This is a genomic window from Streptomyces sp. NPDC052109, assembly GCF_040680195.1.
In the GTDB taxonomy this organism is placed as follows: domain Bacteria; phylum Actinomycetota; class Actinomycetes; order Streptomycetales; family Streptomycetaceae; genus Streptomyces.
Window position 1 is genome coordinate 869,370 of sequence record NZ_JBFAWF010000001.1, and the last position, 17,128, is coordinate 886,497.

The window sequence follows — 17,128 nt, forward strand, 5'->3', positions numbered from 1 at the left end:
CGCGGTGTACGGTCCCGGGGTGCGTGAATGTTCCCGGCTCAGTCGGCGTGCCCTCCTCGGACTGACGGCCGCCGCTCTTCCGCTGTCCACGGCCACCGAGGCCGCCGCGACCACCGTCATCGGGGGTGAGCGGCTGGCCCGTACCGGCGTCCAGGTGAGCGGTGCCTCCGGACCGCCCGACAAGCTCACGGCCCGCTCCTGGCTGATCGCCGACTGCGAGAGCGGCGAGGTGCTGGCCTCGTTCAACGCCCACCGGCGGCTCGCGCCCGCGTCCACGCTGAAGATGCTGTTCGCGGACACCGTGCTGAAGAAGTTCGACCGCACCGAGCGCTACCGGGTCACCGACGCCGACCTCGCCGACGTCCCGGCCGGCTCCAGCCTGGTCGGCATCAGGCCCGGCATCACCTACACCGTCGAGCAGTTGTGGCAGGGCGTGTTCCTGCGCTCCGGCAACGACGCCGTGCACGTGCTCGCCCACATGAACGGCGGCGTCGCCAAGACGGTTGCCGAGATGCAGGCCAAGGCCCAGGACCTGCAGGCCCTGGACACCCATGTGGTCAGCCCCGACGGCTTCGACCACCCGGGCCAGATCTCCTCGGCGTACGACCTCACGCTGTTCGCCCGGCACGGCCTGAAGGACGCCGACTTCCGCGGCTACTGCGGCACGCGGACCGCCGACTTCCCGGCGGGCGGCAAGAAGACCTTCCAGATCCAGAACACCGACCGCCTGCTGACCGGGGCGTGGGGCCTGAAGACGTACGACGGCCTGATCGGCGTCAAGAACGGCTACACCAGCAACGCCGGCAACACCTTCACCGGCGCGGCCACCCGGGGCGGGCGCACCCTGCTGGTCACCGTGATGCACCCGGCCACCGGCAGCAACGCCGTCTACGAGCAGACCGCCGCGCTGCTCGACTGGGGCTTCGGGCGCGGCCGTTCGGCGCAGCCCGTGGGCGTGCTGGTCGATCCGCTCAGTGAGGGCGGGGCGAAGGCGGGTGCGGCGCCCGGGCGGAAGGCGGCGCAGGCGGCGGCCGGCGAGCCGGCCTCGGGTGGCCCCTCGACCGGCCGGGTGGCGGAGGGCGCGGGGCTCACCGCGCTGCTGCTGGCGGCGGGGGTGGCCGCGGTGGTGAAACGGCGCCGCAGGGCGGTCGCGGCGGCGGCGTTCGAGGAGGCCGCCGAGACGCCGGAGCCGAGCGGCCGGCACCGGCGCTGAAAACGTGCGGCGGCCGTTCCGCCGACCGGCGTGTACCTCCGCGTCCCGCGCGAGGTCCACCCCCAACTCCGGCCCGATGGAACGGCCGCCGCCTCCCCCCTCGGTGTGGCCACGGAATCCATGTGCTCCAACTGTGAAGCTCTTGTGGAGGAGAGTTGAGCATATGTGCTCGACCGGCCGCAATACCGCGGATGTTCAAATTCCGCTTGTCTGCGTGACGTCAGCCCCGCCCGATGTACGGCATCGCTGTCGCCAGTACCGTCGCGAACTGCACGTTCGCCGCCGGCGGCAGCTCGGCCATGTGCCGCACGGTGCGCGCCACATCGGCCACGTCCATCACCGGCTCCGGCGCCACCTCGCCGTTCGCCTGGAGCGCACCGGTCTCCATCCGGGCCGTCATGTCGGTCGCCGCGTTGCCGATGTCGATCTGCCCGACGGCGATGCCGTACGGCCGCCCGTCCAGCGACAGTGACTTCGTCAGGCCGGTCAGCGCGTGCTTGGTCGCCGTGTAGGCGACCGAGAGCGGGCGGGGTGTGTGGGCCGAGATGGAGCCGTTGTTGATGATCCGGCCGCCCTGCGGATCCTGCTCCTTCATCCGCCGGTACGCCGCCTGCGCGCACAGGAACGCCCCGTTGAGGTTGGTGTCCACCACGTGCCGCCAGGCGTCGTAGGACAGCTCCTCGACGGGGACCCCGCCGGGCCCGAACGTCCCCGCGTTGTTGAACAGCAGGTCCACCCGGCCGAACCGCTCCACCGTCGCCGCGAACAGCGCAGTCACGTCCTCGGGCCGGGACACGTCGGTGCGTACGGCGAGGGAGGGGGCCTCCGGCACCAGCGCCGCCGTCTCCTCCAGCGTCTCGGCGCGCCGGCCGGCGAGCGCCACCGACCAGCCGGCCCGCAGCAGCTCCACGGCGACGGCCCGTCCGATGCCCGAGCCGGCCCCGGTCACCACCGCGATCTTCGATTGCCTGTCAGTCATGGCTCCGCAGGGTAGGCGGCAAATCCGCCATGCGGAATGCCATGTCCGCCATACGGTTAGCCGACGGCGACGGGAACCACCTCACCGGGATACCGCACGCCGATCCGCTCCCGCAGCGCGTCCAGCGTCCGCATCACCGCCAGCGAGCCCTCCAGCGGCACCAGCGGCGACTCCTCCTCGCCCGCCCGCAGCGCCCGCATCACCTCGACCGCCTCGTGCCGCAGGGTGGAGCGCGGCCCGTCGCCCGGGTCGGCGGCGAACTCCTCCGGGTCGCGGCCGTCGCGGTGCAGCACGAACCGCTCGGGGTGGAAGAAACCCGACGGCACGTCGATCCGGCCGCGCGAACCGGTCACCGAGGCCGTGCCGCCCGTACCGCCGACGATCGAGCAGTGCAGCGCGGCCATCGCCCCGCTCTCCCAGGACAGCACCGCACCCGTCTGCAGATCGACCCCCTCCGGCGACAGCAGGGCGCTTCCGGCGACCGCGTCCGGCTCGCCCAGCAGCAGCTGCGCGAACGACACCGGGTACACGCCGAGGTCCAGCAGCGCCCCGCCGCCCAGCGCCGGATCCCGCAGCCGGTGCGCGGGCGGGAAGGGGCCGGCGAGGCCGAAGTCGGCCTGCACCGTGCGCACCTCGCCGACGGCCCCGTCGTCCACCAGCGCCTTCAGCCGCCGGACCAGCGGGTTGCAGTACATCCACATCGCCTCCATCAGGAAGCGGTCGTGTTCCCGCGCCAGCGCGACGAGCTCCTCCGTCTCGCGCACGTTGAGCGTGAACGGCTTCTCGCACAGCACGTTCCGCCCGGCCTCCAGGCACAGCCCGGCCGCCGCCCGGTGCGCCGCGTGCGGAGTGGCGACGTACACGACATCGATGTCCGCGTCCGCCGCCAGCGACTCCCAGTCGCCGTACGCCCGCGCCGCTCCGAACCGCTCCGCGAACGCCTCGGCCGACTCCGGTCGCCGCGAGGCCACCGCTGTGATCTCCGCGTCCGGCAGATCGACGAGGTCCGCCGCGAACGCCGCCGCGATCCCGCCCGTCGCCAGGATCCCCCAGCGCACCTTCTGCTCCACCATCGCCCCGCCCTCGCTCATGTGTGCCCCGGCAGTCCGTACGAGCTGAGAGCATAGGTGCCGGTCGCGTCCGACAGGGGACTTCGAACAGGGGAGGGGCACATGCACGAGCACACGGCGGCACCGACACCACCGGCACCACCGGCCGCCGAGGCCACCTCGCCCGCCCCCACCCCCCGCCGCACCGGACCCCTCGTCACCCTCCTCCTCGGCGGCCTCACGGCGACGACCCCGCTCGCGATGGACATGTACCTCCCGTCCCTGCCGGAGGTCACCCGCTCCCTGCACGCCCCCGCCGTCTCCGTCCAGCTCACCCTCACCGCCTGCATGGCGGGGCTCGCGCTCGGGCAGCTGGTCGTGGGCCCGATGAGCGACCGCTGGGGCCGGCGCCGCCCGCTGCTGACCGGACTCGCCGTCTATCTGCTCGCGACCGCTCTGTGTGCCTTCGCGCCGAACGTCGAGACCCTGGTCGCCTTCCGCCTGGCGCAGGGCCTCGCCGGTGCAGCGGGAGTCGTCGTGGCACGAGCCGTCGTACGCGACCTCTACGACGGCGTGGCCATGGCCCGCTTCTTCTCCACCCTGATGCTGATATCGGGGGCCGCCCCGATCGTGGCGCCGCTGATCGGCGGACAGATCCTCCGGGTGACCGACTGGCGGGGCGTGTTCGTCGTCCTCACGGTCGTCGGAGCCGTCCTCACCGCCGTCGTCTGGCTGCGGCTGCCGGAGACGCTGCCGCCGAGCGAGCGGCACTCGGGGGGAGTGGGGGAGGCCCTGCGCTCGATGCGCGGCCTGCTCGCCGACCCGCCCTTCACCGGCTACACGCTGGCCGGCGGCTTCGCCTTCGCCGCGCTGTTCGCGTACGTCTCGGCGTCCCCGTTCGTGATCCAGGAGATCTACGGCGCCTCCCCGCAGACCTTCAGCCTGCTGTTCGGCCTCAACTCGGTCGGGCTGGTGATCTCCGGGCAGGTCAACGGCAAGCTTCTGGTCGGCCGGGCGAGCCTGGAGAAGGTGCTGGCCTGCGGTCTCACGGTGATCGTGCTCGCCGCGTCCGCCCTGCTGCTGATGTCCACCGGCGCCCTCGGCGAGGTCGGTCTCGCCCCCGTCGCCGCCGCGCTCTTCGTCCTGATGTCCGCCATGGGCATCACGCTTCCCAACGCCCAGTCCCTCGCCCTGCTGCGCACCCGGCACGCCGCCGGCTCGGCCTCCGCGCTGCTCGGCGCCTCCTCCTTCCTCGTCGGAGCGGTCGCCTCACCGCTCGTCGGCGTCGCCGGGGAGCACACCGCCGTACCCATGGCGATGGTCCAACTGGCGGGGGCACTGGTCGCGGTGGCCTGCTTCGTGGGACTGTGCCGTCCGTGGAAGGCACGTGGGAACACACGTGCGGGATCAGAGGGAGACGAGAACTGAGCGCACCGAGACTGCGCGCCGACACACCGGAACGGGCCGGGCTGGACCCGGTCGAACTCGGGCACCTGGTCGGCGAGGTGCACGCCCTCACCGCCGGAGACCGCCCCTGGGCGGCCGGCGCCGTCGTGCTGGCCGGCCGCGGACCCGTGATCGCCGTGGCCGAGGCCACGGGCTGGGCCGTGCGCTACGCCGCCTACGACCCCGAGACCGACAACGGTGTCGAACTGCCGCCCGCCGCCCGGACACCGGTCACCGTCGACACGCCCTTCGACCTGGCCTCCCTCACCAAGCTGTTCACCTCCGTCGCAGCCGTGCAGCAGATCGAGCGCGGCACCCTCGGCATGGACGCCCGGGTCGGCGACTACCTGCCCGACTTCCACGCCGCGGCCGCCCATGGCATCACCGTCCGCCAGCTGCTCACCCACACGTCCGGGCTGCGGCCCGAACTGCCGCTGTACGACTGCCCCGACGACGCCACCCGGCTCTCCCTGCTCCGCGCGGAGACCCCGACGAGCGAACCCGGCCGGTATCTGTACTCCGACCTGAACATGCTCCTGCTGCAGTCCGTGCTCGAGCGCATCACCGGCCGGACCCTCGACGTCCTCGTCCAGGACGGCATCACCCGCCCGCTCGGCATGATGGCGACCTGCTTCGGGCCGTGCCCCGGCGCGGCCGCCACCGAGGACCAGCGGAGGCCCTGGGCCAAGGCGGACCGCGGGATGCTTCGGGGCGTGGTCCACGACGAGAACGCCTTCGCGCTCGGCGGTGTCGCCGGGCACGCGGGCCTGTTCTCCACCGCCCGCGACCTGGCCGTCTTCTGCCGCGCGCTGCTTGCCGGCGGTTCCTACGGCCCCGCCCGCATCCTCGGCCCCGACTTCGTCGAGCTGCTGCTCACCCCGCCCGGGCTGGGCTTCGCCGTCGACCAGCCGTGGTTCATGGGCGAACTGGCGGGCCACGGGGCGGCGGGCCACACCGGCTTCACCGGGACCTCACTCGTCCTCGACCCGAGGACGGACACGTTCCTGGTGCTGCTGGCCAACACGGTCCACCCGAGGCGCAGGACACCGGACAGCGGGCCGAGAGCGGCACTGGCGACGCGACTGGCGCGGGCGGTGATCCCGTGACGAGGCTCCGCCACACCTAGGCCGACGGGGTCGGACGACGAGGCTCCTCCCGGCGGCCGGGCGGGGCTAAGTGGTGATGCTGGTCCCGGTGGCCGGGCCGGGGTGGGGTGGCGACTCTGGTTCACGTCGGGCGAGCGGATCGGGACGACGGCCGTTGCTCCATCCGGCCGATCGGGACCGGCTGACGAGGCTCCGCCACCCGGCCGACGGGGTCGGGTGACGGCGCTGGTCCGGTCGGCCGAGCAGGGCGGGGTGACGGCGCTGGTCCGGTCGGCCGAGCGGACCGGGTGACGGCGCTGCTCCGGACGGCCGAGCCGGATTCCGTGGCGGTGTCCTTCCGGCCGGCCGGGACGGGTGGCGGACGGGCACGGGCCGGTGGTGCGGCGGCGCAGCCCCCAGCAGGGCCGGCACCCGCGCAGGGCGCCGTAGAATCTCCGGGTGAACGCCCCCGTACCACCGGCCGAAGCCCTCCGCCGAAGCCTCGCCGACCTGCTCGACGGACTCCCGCCCACCCAGGCCGCCGGCGCCGTCGACAGGCTCATCGCCAACTACCGGGGCGACACCCCCACGCACGCCCCGATCCTCCGCGACCGCGCCGACGTCGCCGCGTACGCCGCCTACCGCATGCCCGCGACCTTCGAGGCGGTCCACTCGGTGCTGGAGGCGTTCGCGGAGACCGCCCCCGACTGGACGCCGGGCAGCCATGTCGACGTCGGCGGCGGCACCGGCGCCGCCACCTGGGCCGTCACCGCGACCTGGCCCGGCGGACGCAGCGTCACCGTGCTGGACTGGGCCGAGCCCGCCCTCGCCCTCGGCCGGGAGATCGCCGCCGCCAACCCGGACCTGCGGGGCGCCCGCTGGCAGCGCGCCCGGATCGGCGCCGACCTCGCCCTGGACGACACCGATCTCGTCACGGTGTCCTACGTCCTCAACGAACTCTCCGGGCCCGACCGCGCCGCCCTCGTCGACGCCGCCGCGGCCGCCGCCCAGGTCGTGGCGATCGTGGAGGCCGGCACCCCGGCCGGCTACGAGCGCGTCATCGAGGCCCGCGACCGCCTGATCCGTGCCGGACTCCACGTCGTCGCCCCCTGCCCGCACAGCGCCGCCTGCCCCATCGAACCCGGCCGGGACTGGTGCCACTTCTCCGCCCGGGTGAGCCGCTCCTCGCTGCACCGCCAGGTCAAGGGCGGCACCCTGCCGTACGAGGACGAGAAGTTCTCGTACGTCGTCGCCACCCGGCTGCCCGCCGAGCCCGCCCCCGCCCGCGTGGTCCGCCGCCCGCAGATCCGCAAGGGCCAGGTGCTGCTGGACCTGTGCGAGGCCGACGAACGGCTGGCCCGTACGACGGTCACCAAGCGCCACGGCCACCTGTACAAGGCCGCCCGGGACGCCGACTGGGGAGACCCGTGGCCGCCGCAGGAGCCGCCCGCGTAGCCGCCGCGGCTTGTTAGCGTCGCCCCATGGTCAAGAAGCCGGGCCCGGACGCCGCCCGCCGCAGCGAGAAGTCCCGCAGAGCGATCTACGCCGCCGCCCTCGCCCTGGTCGGCGAGGTCGGCTACCCCAAGACCACCGTCGAGGGGATCGCGGCACGGGCCGGGGTGGGCAAGCAGACGATCTACCGCTGGTGGTCCGCCAAGGCGGACGTCCTGCTGGAGGCCTTCCTCGACCTCGGCGAGCAGACGGCGCGGGCGGCGGGGCAGGAGCCGTACGCCGTACCGGACACCGGCGATCTCGCCGCCGACCTCAAGGCGGTGCTGCGGGCCACGGTGGACGAGCTCCTCGACCCGCGCTTCGAGGTGCCGGCGCGGGCGCTGGCCGCCGAGGGGGTCTTCAACGAGCAGGTCGGCCGCGAGTTCGTCTCGAAGCTGCTCGAACCCCAGCTCCAGCTGTACGTCTCCCGCTTGCGCTCGGCGCAGGACAGCGGGGCGGTACGGGGTGATGTCGATCCCCGTATCGCCCTGGAACTGTTCGTTTCGCCACTCGCCCAGAGGTGGCTGCAGCGGACCGGGCCGATCTCGTACGCCTACACGGACACGTTGGTCGAGTACGCACTGCATGGAATCGCGCCCCGTTGAGGCGCCCACCCGCGCGCCCCTCACAGCCGGCCTCCGCCTGCGGCGCCCCCCCCGAAGCGCACGAAGATGGGACGATAAGGCACACTGTCCGCACACCAGCGAGGCGAGGGGATAGATGAGCGCGACGTTCGGCGGCCGATCCGGCCGGCAGGGCAAACTCTCCCAATGGCTGCGTGGACGCCGCCCGAAGGAGGCCGCCGACGGCGGCGGCCGTGAGGCCCTGCTGCTCGGCGCCGCCGCGGCGGGCCTGCCGCTCGCCCCCGCCGCGCACCCCGCCCCCGGCTACCGCTGCTCCTGCGACCGCGTCGGCTGTCCCACCCCGGCCCGGCACCCGGTGTCGTTCGCCTGGCAGACGCAGTCCACCACCGACCGCGCCCAGATCGAGCGCTGGGCCCGGCACCAGCCGCAGGCCAACTTCATCACCGCGACCGGCATGGTGCACGACGTCCTGGACGTGCCCCTGGAGGCCGGCCGGGAGGCCCTGGAGCGGCTGCTCGGCAGCGGGGTGGAGGTCGGCCCGGTCGCCGAGAGCGACGACGGCCGCATGCTGTTCTTCACCCTCACCCGCGGCACCCCCGAGGACGAGGACGAGTGGTGGCCGTGCGCGCTGGACTGCCACCCCGAGACCATGGACGAGCACCCGGGGCTGCGCTGGCACTGCCGGGGGTCGTACGTGCTGGTGCCACCCGCCCGGCTGCCCGGCGACGACCAGCAGGTGCGGTGGGTGCGGGGTCCGGAGCAGGCGTTGCCGGATCCGCTGAGCCTGCTGGAGGCACTCACCGACGCGTGTGCTCGGCACGCTGCCGCCGGTGCCGAGAGCGCGTGGCCCCTTCGGCGCTGATCAAGCCCCCTGTGCCGATGTGAGCCCCGGTACCCGGCTCAGGATCGACACCTGGCCGGCGCCCGGCGGGTCCAGGGCGGCCTCGGCGGACACGAACTCCATCGTCAGGGACTGGTTGACCTCGCCCTTGGTCAGCGCCTGCACGTCCTTGCCCTGCGGCGGCACGGTGGTGCCGGGTGCGGCGGTCTGTTTCTCGTAGTGGTGCGTGCTGAAGAACACCAGCGCCCCGCCGCCCACCGTACGCAGCGCCAGCGGCGCGTAGTCCCCGCTCGTCAGCGGCCGGTCGATGAACTGCGTGACCAGGCCCGGTCTGCGGGCCCGCTGGGCCCGGTCGGCGCGCTCGCGGCTGGTGTACCGCCCTTCGTTGAAGGTCTTCGTGCCCTTCTTCAGGTAGGTCGCGTAGTCCGCGCTCAACTTCCCCGGAGCGACCGCGAGTTGACCGGAGTCCGCCGGTACGGTCTCGGCCCAGCCGTCCTTGTCGGTCTCGAACTCCGGTACCAGGCTGGGATCGACGAGGGTGACGTACGCCACCCGCCAGCGCTCGCCGAGGTCGCCCCGGGTGAACACCATCAGCCAGCGCTGGCTGCCGGTCTTGTTGGCCCTGGCGTCGGCGATGAACCAGCGCGGCCAGCCGGCCTTCTTCGGGACCGTGATCTTCACGTCCGACAGCTTCAGCGGCACGTGGTTCGGGTTGCCCGACGGGCTGGTGGCGTGCCCGGCCTTCAGCCGCGCCGCGGTGATGTCGCCGAACGGGCCGGTGAGATAGGGCGCGTCCAGGGAGTTGTCATTGGCCTTGTCGGCCTTGTTGTACGCGGTCGTGAACGCGGTGAGCGCCTTGGCGGCCTCGGCGCGGGTGGCGGCGGGGAGCACCTCGCGCTCCCCGTGCACCACCACGCATCCACCGGCCGTCAGCGACAAAGCGGTCAGAGAGGCCGCTATGAGTGCGTTCCGGTCACGCCTGCGGAGCCTGCGCGGGTTGCGATCCCTGCTCATCGGGTCCCTTCACCTTCCCCTTTCCGGAGGCGAACCCTACCGGGGCGAGGAAGATCGCGAGCGTGGGGACCAGGTACAGCAGCCACACCGTGACCTGGAGGGCGGTCGGGTCGGGCTGGAAGTTGAACACGCCCTTCAGCAGGGTGCCGTACCAGCTGTCCGGCGGGATCGTGCCGCTGATGTCGAAGGCCAGGTGTGTCAGGCCCGGGACCCAGCCGGCCTCCTGCAGGTCGTGGAAGCCGTACGCCAGCACGCCCGCCGCCACCACGACCAGCATGCCGCCGGTCCAGGTGAAGAACTTGGCCAGGTTGATGCGCAGGGCGCCCCGGTAGAACAGCCAGCCCAGGAGGACGGCGGTGGCGAGGCCCAACGCCACGCCGATCAGGGGGCGCGGTGTGCCGTCGGACGCCGCGTGCACCGACGCCCACACGAACAGCGCGGTCTCCAGGCCCTCCCGGCCGACGGCCAGGAACGCGGTGGCGACCAGCGCGCCCGTGCCCAGGGCGAGGGCCGCGTCCAGCTTGCCGTGCAGCTCCGACCTCAGGTGCCGGGCGGTGCGCCGCATCCAGAACACCATCCAGGTCACCAGGCCGACGGCGACGATCGACAGCGAGCCGCCGAGCGTCTCCTGCGCCTCGAACGTCAGCTCCTGGGAGCCGAATTCGAGGGCGCAGCCGAAGCCCATCGCGATGGCGATCGCGATGCCGATGCCGATCCAGATCGGCTTCAGGGCGTCCCGGCGGCCGGTCTTGACGAGATAGGCGATCAGGATGCAGACGACGAGCGACGCCTCCAGTCCCTCGCGCAGGCCGATCAGGTAGTTGGAGAACACGGATTACGCCTCCTTCGAGAACAGCGTGCGGCCCCACCAGTCGCCGGAGTCCCGGACGCCGGGCGGCACGGCGAACACCGCCGATCCCACGTGCTGGATGTACTCACCCAGGGCGTCCTGCGCCGACAGCTTGCGCTGCAGCGGGACGAACCCCTGGCGCACGTCCCGCTGGTAGGCCAGGAAGAACAGGCCGGCGTCCAGGCGGCCGAGGCCGTCGGTGCCGTCGGTGAAGGAGTAGCCCCGGCGCAGGATGGTGATCCCGCCGTTGGCGTCCGGGTGCGCGAGCCGGACGTGCGCGGTCGGCTTCATCGCCTTCAGGAACGGCGCGTCGTGCTCCTCGGCCCTGCCGACGGGCGCGCCCTCGCGCTTGTCCCGCCCGAACACGTCCTCCTGCTCCTGCAGCGAGGTACGGTCCCAGGTCTCGATGTTCATGCGGATGCGCCGGGCGACGAGGTACGACCCACCGGTCATCCAGTCCTGATCGTCCCCGTCGCCGACCCACACGTACTTCTTCAGCCGGTCGGTCTCGGTGCCCGCGATGTTGCGGGTGCCGTCCTTGAACCCGAAGAGGTTGCGCGGGGTCTGGGCACCCGGGGTGGTCGAGGACGTCTTGCCGAAGCCGAGCTGGGACCAGCGCACGGCGACCTTGCCGAAGCCGATGCGGGCGAGGTTGCGGACGGCGTGCACGGCGACCTGCGGGTCGTCCGCGCAGGCCTGGATGCACAGGTCACCGCCGGTGCGGGCCTTCTCCAGGTTGTCGCCGGGAAACTTGGGCAGGTCGACCAGGGCTTCGGGCCGCCTGTCCTTCAGCCCGAACCTGTCGAACAGCGACGGTCCGAACCCGATGGTCAGCGTCAGCCGGGACGGCTTGAGGCCCATCGCCTCGCCGGTGTCGTCCGGCGGGGCCTCGGCGAGCCCGTCGAAGGCACCCTCGCCGACCGGTTTTCCGGCGGTCATCCGCCGGGCCGCCGCCGTCCAGTCCTTCAGCATCCGGACGAACTCTTCGCGGTCGTCGGTCTTCACGTCGAACGCGGCGAAGTGCAGCCGGTCCTGCACCGGGGTGGCGATGCCGGCCTGGTGGGCGCCGTGGAACTCCACCGCGCCGCCCGGCCCGGCGGCCGCCGGGCCCGCATCGTCGCCGGTCCTGGCCATCGTCACGGCCCCGCCGGCCGCGGCGGCCCCGAGCGCGAGCCCGGCGCCGCCCCACCCGATCAGCGCCCGGCGCGACGGACCGCTGCTGCCGTCTGTCCCGGCCATCGTCACTTCACCACCGCTGCGGCCAGCTTGGACAGCGGCTCGGCGAGCGCGTTCACCGCGTCCGAGAGCTCCTTGCGCTGGTCCTTGGTGACCTTGTCGTAGGAGACGAAGTCGTAACCGGTCTTGTCCGAGCGGTACTTGTCGAGCAGCGCGTTCAGCGACGCGAACTGCTCGTCCAGTTCCCCGGTCAGCGCCGGGTCGTTCTTCGCGGCGACCGGCTTCAGCAGCTCGTAGGCCTTCCGGGCGCCCTCGACGTTGCCCTTGAAGTCGACCAGGTCGGTGTGGGCGTAGCGGTCCTCCTCGCCGGTGACCTTGCCGGTGGCGACCTCGTCCAGCAGCTCCTTGGCGCCGTTGGCCATGGAGGTCGGGGTGATCTCGGCCTTGCCGACCCGGCCCTGCCAGTCCTCGAGGTCCTTCACCAGCTGGTCGGCGAGGGCCTTCTCCGCGGCGCCGATCCGCTTGTCCTGCCAGAGGGCCTTCTCCAGCCGGTGCCAGCCGGTCCACTTCTGGCCGTCCTCCAGGCCGTCCTCGCGGACGTCGACCTTCGGGTCGATGTCACCGAAGGACTCGGCGACCGGCTCGGTGCGCTCCCAGCCCAGGCGGGAGAGGCCGTAGGCCTTCTTCGCCGCGTCCAGGTCGCCGGCCTTGATCGCCTTCACGAAGGTCACGGCCCGGGGCAGCGTCTCGTCGGCCTGGTCCTGGGCGTACGTGCGGTACTGGGCGACGGCCCGGTCCAGCTCCGGGTCCCGCTCCGCGGCCGTACCGCCACCGGTCACGGTGAGCTTCTGGCGGACGCCGTGGCCCCTCATGCCCGGCCGGCAGGCGATCTCGTACGACCCGGCCTTCACCTCGGCGGTCAGCGTGTACCGGGTGCCCGGTCCGATGTTCTCCTTCTCGGAGACGATCCGGTCGTCCGGGAACAGGATCTCGACCTCGGTGGCCTTGGAGCCCTTGTTCTCTATGCTCAGCCTGACCTGGCCTGCCGGGACCGACTTCGCGGAGGTGGCGCACGTCGAGTCGGCCGCGGTGACCTGGATGGCGTCGCCGTCCTTGGCATCGCTCTTCGCGGTGCAGGCCGAAAGGGCGGTCAGGGCGGCCACGGTCGTGGCGGCGGTGACGGTCAGTCGGACGGCTCGCATGCAGGCTCCTGGCGAATCTGGTGTGGTGAGGCTGCCCTAACTTACCTGAGCCTTACCTCACTCATACCTTTCGGGGTCGTGATTCGGATCTCAGCGGGCTCGCCCACTGGCCCGGCGTGCACAAGCGGTGGACGCGCGCCCGGCGGATCACTGAGGGCATCGACAGCGCGTGGCACGGCGCGCCGGACGTCGGCGGCGGGCGTTCCTGGAGCAGGCCCCCGGTGAAGTCTGGCCGGGCTCCGGTACGACTCCTCGGGCATCCGCACCTGGCCCCTGACCGACGGCGCCCCCGCCCGGCACGCCCTCGCCCGTGCCGCGATGTTTCAATTCCCCGGTGACTGATTACGACGTACTCCGCGTCTTCTGCGGACCGGACGCCGGCTGCGGCAACGAACTCGGCGTCGTCCGCGACGGCTCCGTCCTGCCCGAGCGGAGCGACCGGCAGGAACTGGCGGCCAAACTCGGCTTCAGCGAGACCGTGTTCGTGGACGACCCCGAGCGCGGCGTCATCGACATCTACACGCCCACCCTGCGGCTGCCCTTCGCCGGTCACCCCTGCGTCGGCACCGCCTGGCTGCTGGACGTACCCGAACTGGTCACGCCCGCGGGGGTCGTCGGCGCCCGCCAGGACGGGGAGTTCAGCTGGATCGAGGCGCGGCCGGAGTGGGCGCCACCGCGCACCCTGCGCCAGTACGGCACCCCTGCCGAGGTCGACGCCCTCGAACTGCCGCCACCGGGGGAGTGGATCTACGCCTGGGCCTGGGAGGACGAGGCGGCCGGCCGGGTCCGCGCCCGCGCCTTCCCCGGACGGAACGACGGCATCGACGAGGACGAGGCCACCGGCGCGGCGGCGCTCCTCCTCACCGACCGGCTGGGCCGCGCCCTGAACATCACCCAGGGCCGGGGCTCCCAGATCCTGACCGCACCGCAGCCGCACGGGTGGGTGGAGATCGGGGGGCGGGTGTTCCTGGAGCGCCAGGGAGTCTGACGACAGGGCCTGGCTAGGCGCTCAACGGGAACTCCTCGCCCAACGCCCGGAAGACGGCCGCGTTCAGGGCGAACGCCCGCTTGCACTCGGCGACCATCCGCTGCTTCTCCAGGTCGTCCGCCTCCACCCTGTCCAGCAGTTCGCGGTAACCCCGTTTGAAGGCGGCCGGGTTGGCGATGCCCTCGAAGACGTAGAAGCGGACGCCGTCGCCCTTCTTCGCGAAGCCCCAGGCCTTCTCGGCCCGGTCGCGGATGATCTGGCCGCCGGACAGGTCGCCCAGATAGCGGGTGTAGTGGTGGGCGACGTAACCGCCGGTCCAGCGTCCGGCGCAGTCGCGGATCCGGTCCGCGTACTCCCGGGTGGCCGGCAGGGCGGACAGGCCCGCGCGCCACGCCGGCCCCCGCAGGTGCGCCAGGTCCCGCTCCAGCGCGGCCAGCCGGAACAGCTCGGGCCGGACGAACGGTCCCGCCACCGGGTCCGACGCCAGCCGCCCGGCGCCGCTCTCCAGGGCCTCGTACACGAACCACAGCTGCTCGGTGTAGCGCGCGTACGCGGCCACGCCCAGCCGGCCGCCGAGCAGGTCGGTCATGAACGACGACGTCTCCGCGGCCCTGTGCTGCTCGTGGGACGCGGTGCGGATCAGGGTCGAGAACGACTCCATGGACACTCCTCGGTTTGCCGACGCCCTGTCGGTAAGTTTACCGACAGGGCGTCGGGAAAACATCCGGAGCACGAGGAAGGCCCGCCCTCCGAAGAGAGCGGGCCGGGGGAGTGGGCGGCGTCAGGGCAGGGTGAGGATCTCCGCACCCGTCTCCGTCACCACCAGCGTGTGCTCGAACTGGGCGGTCCGCCTGCGGTCCTTCGTCACGACCGTCCAGCCGTCGTCCCACATGTCGTACTCGTGCGTGCCCAGCGTCAGCATCGGCTCGATCGTGAACGTCATGCCCGGCTGCATGATCGTCGTCGCGTGCGGGCTGTCGTAGTGCGGGATGATCAGGCCGGAGTGGAAGGAGGAGTTGATGCCGTGACCGGTGAAGTCACGGACGACTCCGTAGCCGAAGCGCTTGGCGTAGGACTCGATGACCCGGCCGATGATGTTGATCTGCCGGCCCGGCCTGACCGCCTTGATCGCGCGGTTGAGGGACTCCCGGGTCCGCTCCACCAGCAGCCGGGACTCCTCGTCCACGTCCCCGACCAGGTAGGTGGCGTTGTTGTCGCCGTGCACCCCGCCGATGTACGCCGTCACGTCCAGGTTGACGATGTCGCCGTCCCTGAGGACCGTCGAGTCCGGGATGCCGTGGCAGATCACCTCGTTGACGGAGGTGCACAGCGACTTCGGGAAGCCGCGGTAGCCGAGCGTGGACGGGTAGGCGCCGTGGTCGCACATGTACGCGTGGGCGACCTTGTCCAGCTGGTCCGTGGTGACCCCGGGCGCGATGATTCTCGCGGCCTCCTCCATCGCCCGCGCGGCGATACGGCCGGCGATCCGCATCGCCTCGATGGTCTCCGGGGTCTGCACCTCCGGCCCGGTGTACGGCGCCGGCGCGGGTTTGCCGACGTACTCGGGACGGCGGATGTTTCCGGGGACCGAACGGGTGGGGGACAGTTCCCCTGGTACGAGCAGCGACTGGCCAGACATGCCAGCGAGTCTATCGAGCGGACATGGGGGAACATGTCGTTGGCGAGAGGAGCTGTCCATGCCCCTGTTCAAGAAGCGCACCGTCGGCAAACCGGGCGAGTGGTACTACTGCCTGGAACACAAGAAGGTCGAGGAGGGCCCGGACTGCCCGGGCAAGGACCGCTTCGGGCCGTACACCTCTCCTCAGGAGGCCCAGCGCGCGATGGAGACCGCCGCCGAGCGCAACCTCCAGTGGGAGAACGACCCCCGCTGGCACGACGCGCCGAAGGGCGAGGGCCAGGAGCGGTGAGCGCACCGGTCAGAGCGGTACGGCGGCGCGGCGCTCGCGCATCCGCACCGCGTGTTCGTTGGTGCGGCCGTCGTACCTCATGAGTCCCGGCAGGCAGAGGGCGAGCAGCCCCATGGCGCCCGCGCACGCCAGCCCGCCGGAGACGACGGAGGTGCGTACGCCCGCCCAGGCGGCAAGGCCACCCGCCCGGACCTGACCCAGCTGCGGGCCGACCGAGTAGGACAGCAGCTCGATCCCGGCGAGCCGCCCGCGCAGCTCGTCCGGGATCGTCTGGTTCCACATGGCGGCCCGGAAGATCCCGCTGACCATGTCGAAGCCCCCGCCGACGGTCAGGAAGACCAGGACCAGCCACACGTTCCCGCACACGCCGGCCGCCGCCACGGCCAGGCCCCAGCCGGTGGCCGCCAGCACCACCATCAGCCCGTGCCGGTGGATCCGGGAGGCCCAGCCGCTGGTCAGGCTCACCAGCATCGCCCCGGCCGGGACGGTGGCGTACATCAGACCGAGCGCCCAGTCGGCGTGCAGCTCGTCGGCGAGGAACGGCAGCACCGCGACCGGCATGGCCAGGAACATCGCCGCGAGGTCGACGACGTAGGTGCCGAGCAGCTCCTTGCGGCTCCAGGCGTACCGGGCGCCCTCCAGGACGGCGGCCGCCGAGGGCTTCGACGCCTCGTGGGAGGCGGGGGAGGGGGCGATCCGCACGATGTACGCCAGCGAGACCGCGAAGGTCAGCAGGTCGGCGGCGTACGCCCAGCCCAGGCCCGCGTAGGCGACGACCACGCCCGCGACCGCCGGGCCCGCCACTCCGCCGACGGTCCAGCGCAGCGAGTTCAGCGAGGCCGCGGCGGGCATGTCGTCGTGGGCGACGATCCGCGGCCACAGGGAGTCGAGCGCCGGGCGCTGCACGGAGACCAGGGCGGAGGAGAGGGCGGCGACGGCGTACAGGGGCCATACCGCGGGGCGCGGGAACAGGGCGTTGAGCAGCAGGGCGGCGCTGAGCAGGCCCTGACCGGCCTCCGTCCACACGATGAGCTTCCGCTTGTCGAACGCGTCGGCGAGGGCGCCGCCGTACAGTCCGCACACGATGAGCGGCAGCAGCTCCACGGCGCCGACCGCGCCCACGGCCGCCGCCGAGCCGGTGATGTCCTTCAGCTGGACGGGCAGCGCGACGAAGGTGAGGAAACTGCCGAAGTTGCTGATAAGGCCGGACTTCCAGAGGCGACGGAAGTCCGCGGAGGCCTTCCAGGGGGAGAGGTCGGGGAGCAGGGCGCGGGTCACCTCA

At 72.5% G+C, this 17,128-nt stretch carries 17 protein-coding genes; 8 read left to right on the forward strand and 9 right to left on the reverse strand.

Features of this window, described 5'->3' with window-relative positions; genetic code table 11:
• The first annotated feature begins 19 nt into the window (after window positions 1-19).
• A complete protein-coding gene (locus AB0L59_RS03965; protein WP_365578877.1) occupies window positions 20-1,213 on the forward strand; it encodes a serine hydrolase in 1,194 nt (397 codons plus the stop codon).
• Window positions 1,214-1,433: 220 nt separating this feature from the next.
• Here the strand turns inward: AB0L59_RS03965 and AB0L59_RS03970 are convergent, their stop codons facing one another.
• Together AB0L59_RS03970 and AB0L59_RS03975 are read right to left on the reverse strand one after the other, a co-directional pair.
• Entirely contained in the window at window positions 1,434-2,192 is a 759-nt protein-coding gene (locus tag AB0L59_RS03970) for an SDR family oxidoreductase (RefSeq protein ID WP_365578879.1), read from the reverse strand.
• Window positions 2,193-2,248: 56 nt separating this feature from the next.
• A complete protein-coding gene (locus AB0L59_RS03975) occupies window positions 2,249-3,265 on the reverse strand; it encodes a Gfo/Idh/MocA family oxidoreductase (protein ID WP_365579509.1) in 1,017 nt (338 codons plus the stop codon).
• A gap of 99 nt (window positions 3,266-3,364) precedes the next feature.
• Here AB0L59_RS03975 and AB0L59_RS03980 point away from each other — a divergent pair, with 99 nt between their 5' ends.
• The 5 genes from AB0L59_RS03980 to AB0L59_RS04000 all read left to right on the forward strand — a co-directional run bounded on the left by AB0L59_RS03980 (window position 3,365) and on the right by AB0L59_RS04000 (window position 8,709).
• The gene (locus AB0L59_RS03980; protein WP_365578881.1) at window positions 3,365-4,669 is read left to right on the forward strand and encodes a multidrug effflux MFS transporter; all 1,305 of its coding nucleotides are present in this window, start codon (window positions 3,365-3,367) and stop codon (window positions 4,667-4,669) included.
• Window positions 4,609-5,793 (forward strand): serine hydrolase domain-containing protein, encoded by a 1,185-nt coding sequence (locus tag AB0L59_RS03985; protein ID WP_365578883.1) that lies wholly within the window; start codon window positions 4,609-4,611, stop codon window positions 5,791-5,793. The genes AB0L59_RS03980 and AB0L59_RS03985 overlap by 61 nt, the downstream gene beginning before the upstream one ends.
• Before the next feature lie 438 nt (window positions 5,794-6,231).
• A complete protein-coding gene (locus AB0L59_RS03990) occupies window positions 6,232-7,227 on the forward strand; it encodes a small ribosomal subunit Rsm22 family protein (protein WP_365578885.1) in 996 nt (331 codons plus the stop codon).
• A 26-nt stretch (window positions 7,228-7,253) separates the two neighbouring features.
• The gene (locus AB0L59_RS03995; RefSeq protein WP_365578887.1) at window positions 7,254-7,868 is read left to right on the forward strand and encodes a TetR/AcrR family transcriptional regulator; all 615 of its coding nucleotides are present in this window, start codon (window positions 7,254-7,256) and stop codon (window positions 7,866-7,868) included.
• 115 nt (window positions 7,869-7,983) lie between these two features.
• Window positions 7,984-8,709 (forward strand): bifunctional DNA primase/polymerase, encoded by a 726-nt coding sequence (locus AB0L59_RS04000; protein WP_365578889.1) that lies wholly within the window; start codon window positions 7,984-7,986, stop codon window positions 8,707-8,709.
• Here the strand turns inward: AB0L59_RS04000 and AB0L59_RS04005 are convergent, their stop codons facing one another.
• The 4 genes from AB0L59_RS04005 to efeO are packed head-to-tail and all read right to left on the reverse strand — an operon-like array spanning window position 8,710 to window position 12,930.
• Window positions 8,710-9,702: a hypothetical protein gene (locus AB0L59_RS04005; protein WP_365578891.1), complete on the reverse strand. Its 993-nt coding sequence runs from the start codon at window positions 9,700-9,702 to the stop codon at window positions 8,710-8,712.
• Window positions 9,662-10,534 carry an iron uptake transporter permease EfeU gene (gene efeU / locus AB0L59_RS04010; protein ID WP_365578893.1) on the reverse strand — a complete coding sequence of 291 codons (873 nt, stop codon included), beginning with the start codon at window positions 10,532-10,534 and terminating at the stop codon, window positions 9,662-9,664. The genes AB0L59_RS04005 and efeU overlap by 41 nt, the downstream gene beginning before the upstream one ends.
• A 3-nt stretch (window positions 10,535-10,537) precedes the next feature.
• Window positions 10,538-11,791 (reverse strand): iron uptake transporter deferrochelatase/peroxidase subunit, encoded by a 1,254-nt coding sequence (gene efeB / locus AB0L59_RS04015; protein ID WP_365578895.1) that lies wholly within the window; start codon window positions 11,789-11,791, stop codon window positions 10,538-10,540.
• Between the two features lie 2 nt (window positions 11,792-11,793).
• On the reverse strand, window positions 11,794-12,930 hold the full coding sequence (gene efeO, locus AB0L59_RS04020) for an iron uptake system protein EfeO (RefSeq protein WP_365578897.1): 1,137 nt from the start codon (window positions 12,928-12,930) through the stop codon (window positions 11,794-11,796).
• A 334-nt stretch (window positions 12,931-13,264) separates the two neighbouring features.
• On the opposite strand from efeO, the gene AB0L59_RS04025 reads away from it, so the two are divergent.
• Window positions 13,265-13,918 carry a PhzF family phenazine biosynthesis protein gene (locus tag AB0L59_RS04025; protein WP_365578899.1) on the forward strand — a complete coding sequence of 218 codons (654 nt, stop codon included), beginning with the start codon at window positions 13,265-13,267 and terminating at the stop codon, window positions 13,916-13,918.
• 13 nt (window positions 13,919-13,931) lie between these two features.
• Here AB0L59_RS04025 and AB0L59_RS04030 read toward each other — a convergent pair whose 3' ends face one another.
• Complete coding sequence (locus AB0L59_RS04030) at window positions 13,932-14,579, reverse strand: biliverdin-producing heme oxygenase (RefSeq protein ID WP_365578901.1); 648 nt, start codon at window positions 14,577-14,579, stop codon at window positions 13,932-13,934.
• A gap of 120 nt (window positions 14,580-14,699) precedes the next feature.
• Entirely contained in the window at window positions 14,700-15,557 is an 858-nt protein-coding gene (gene map / locus AB0L59_RS04035) for a type I methionyl aminopeptidase (RefSeq protein WP_365578903.1), read from the reverse strand.
• Between the two features lie 58 nt (window positions 15,558-15,615).
• On the opposite strand from map, the gene AB0L59_RS04040 reads away from it, so the two are divergent.
• On the forward strand, window positions 15,616-15,846 hold the full coding sequence (locus AB0L59_RS04040; RefSeq protein ID WP_365578905.1) for a hypothetical protein: 231 nt from the start codon (window positions 15,616-15,618) through the stop codon (window positions 15,844-15,846).
• Window positions 15,847-15,855: 9 nt separating this feature from the next.
• Here AB0L59_RS04040 and AB0L59_RS04045 read toward each other — a convergent pair whose 3' ends face one another.
• Window positions 15,856-17,124: an MFS transporter gene (locus AB0L59_RS04045; protein ID WP_365578907.1), complete on the reverse strand. Its 1,269-nt coding sequence runs from the start codon at window positions 17,122-17,124 to the stop codon at window positions 15,856-15,858.
• Window positions 17,125-17,128 lie beyond the last annotated feature (4 nt).

Bases quoted from the DNA above. Each gene is read 5' to 3' on its own strand.
- AB0L59_RS03970 (WP_365578879.1), bottom strand. From the start codon at position 2,192: ATGACTGACAGGCAATCGAAGATCGCGGTGGTGACCGGGGCCGGCTCG.
- AB0L59_RS03975 (WP_365579509.1), bottom strand. From the start codon at position 3,265: ATGGTGGAGCAGAAGGTGCGCTGGGGGATCCTGGCGACGGGCGGGATC.
- AB0L59_RS03980 (WP_365578881.1), top strand. From the start codon at position 3,365: ATGCACGAGCACACGGCGGCACCGACACCACCGGCACCACCGGCCGCC.
- AB0L59_RS03995 (WP_365578887.1), top strand. From the start codon at position 7,254: ATGGTCAAGAAGCCGGGCCCGGACGCCGCCCGCCGCAGCGAGAAGTCC.
- AB0L59_RS04000 (WP_365578889.1), top strand. From the start codon at position 7,984: ATGAGCGCGACGTTCGGCGGCCGATCCGGCCGGCAGGGCAAACTCTCC.
- AB0L59_RS04005 (WP_365578891.1), bottom strand. From the start codon at position 9,702: ATGAGCAGGGATCGCAACCCGCGCAGGCTCCGCAGGCGTGACCGGAAC.
- efeB (WP_365578895.1), bottom strand. From the start codon at position 11,791: ATGGCCGGGACAGACGGCAGCAGCGGTCCGTCGCGCCGGGCGCTGATC.
- efeO (WP_365578897.1), bottom strand. From the start codon at position 12,930: ATGCGAGCCGTCCGACTGACCGTCACCGCCGCCACGACCGTGGCCGCC.
- AB0L59_RS04030 (WP_365578901.1), bottom strand. From the start codon at position 14,579: ATGGAGTCGTTCTCGACCCTGATCCGCACCGCGTCCCACGAGCAGCAC.
- map (WP_365578903.1), bottom strand. From the start codon at position 15,557: ATGTCTGGCCAGTCGCTGCTCGTACCAGGGGAACTGTCCCCCACCCGT.
- AB0L59_RS04040 (WP_365578905.1), top strand. From the start codon at position 15,616: ATGCCCCTGTTCAAGAAGCGCACCGTCGGCAAACCGGGCGAGTGGTAC.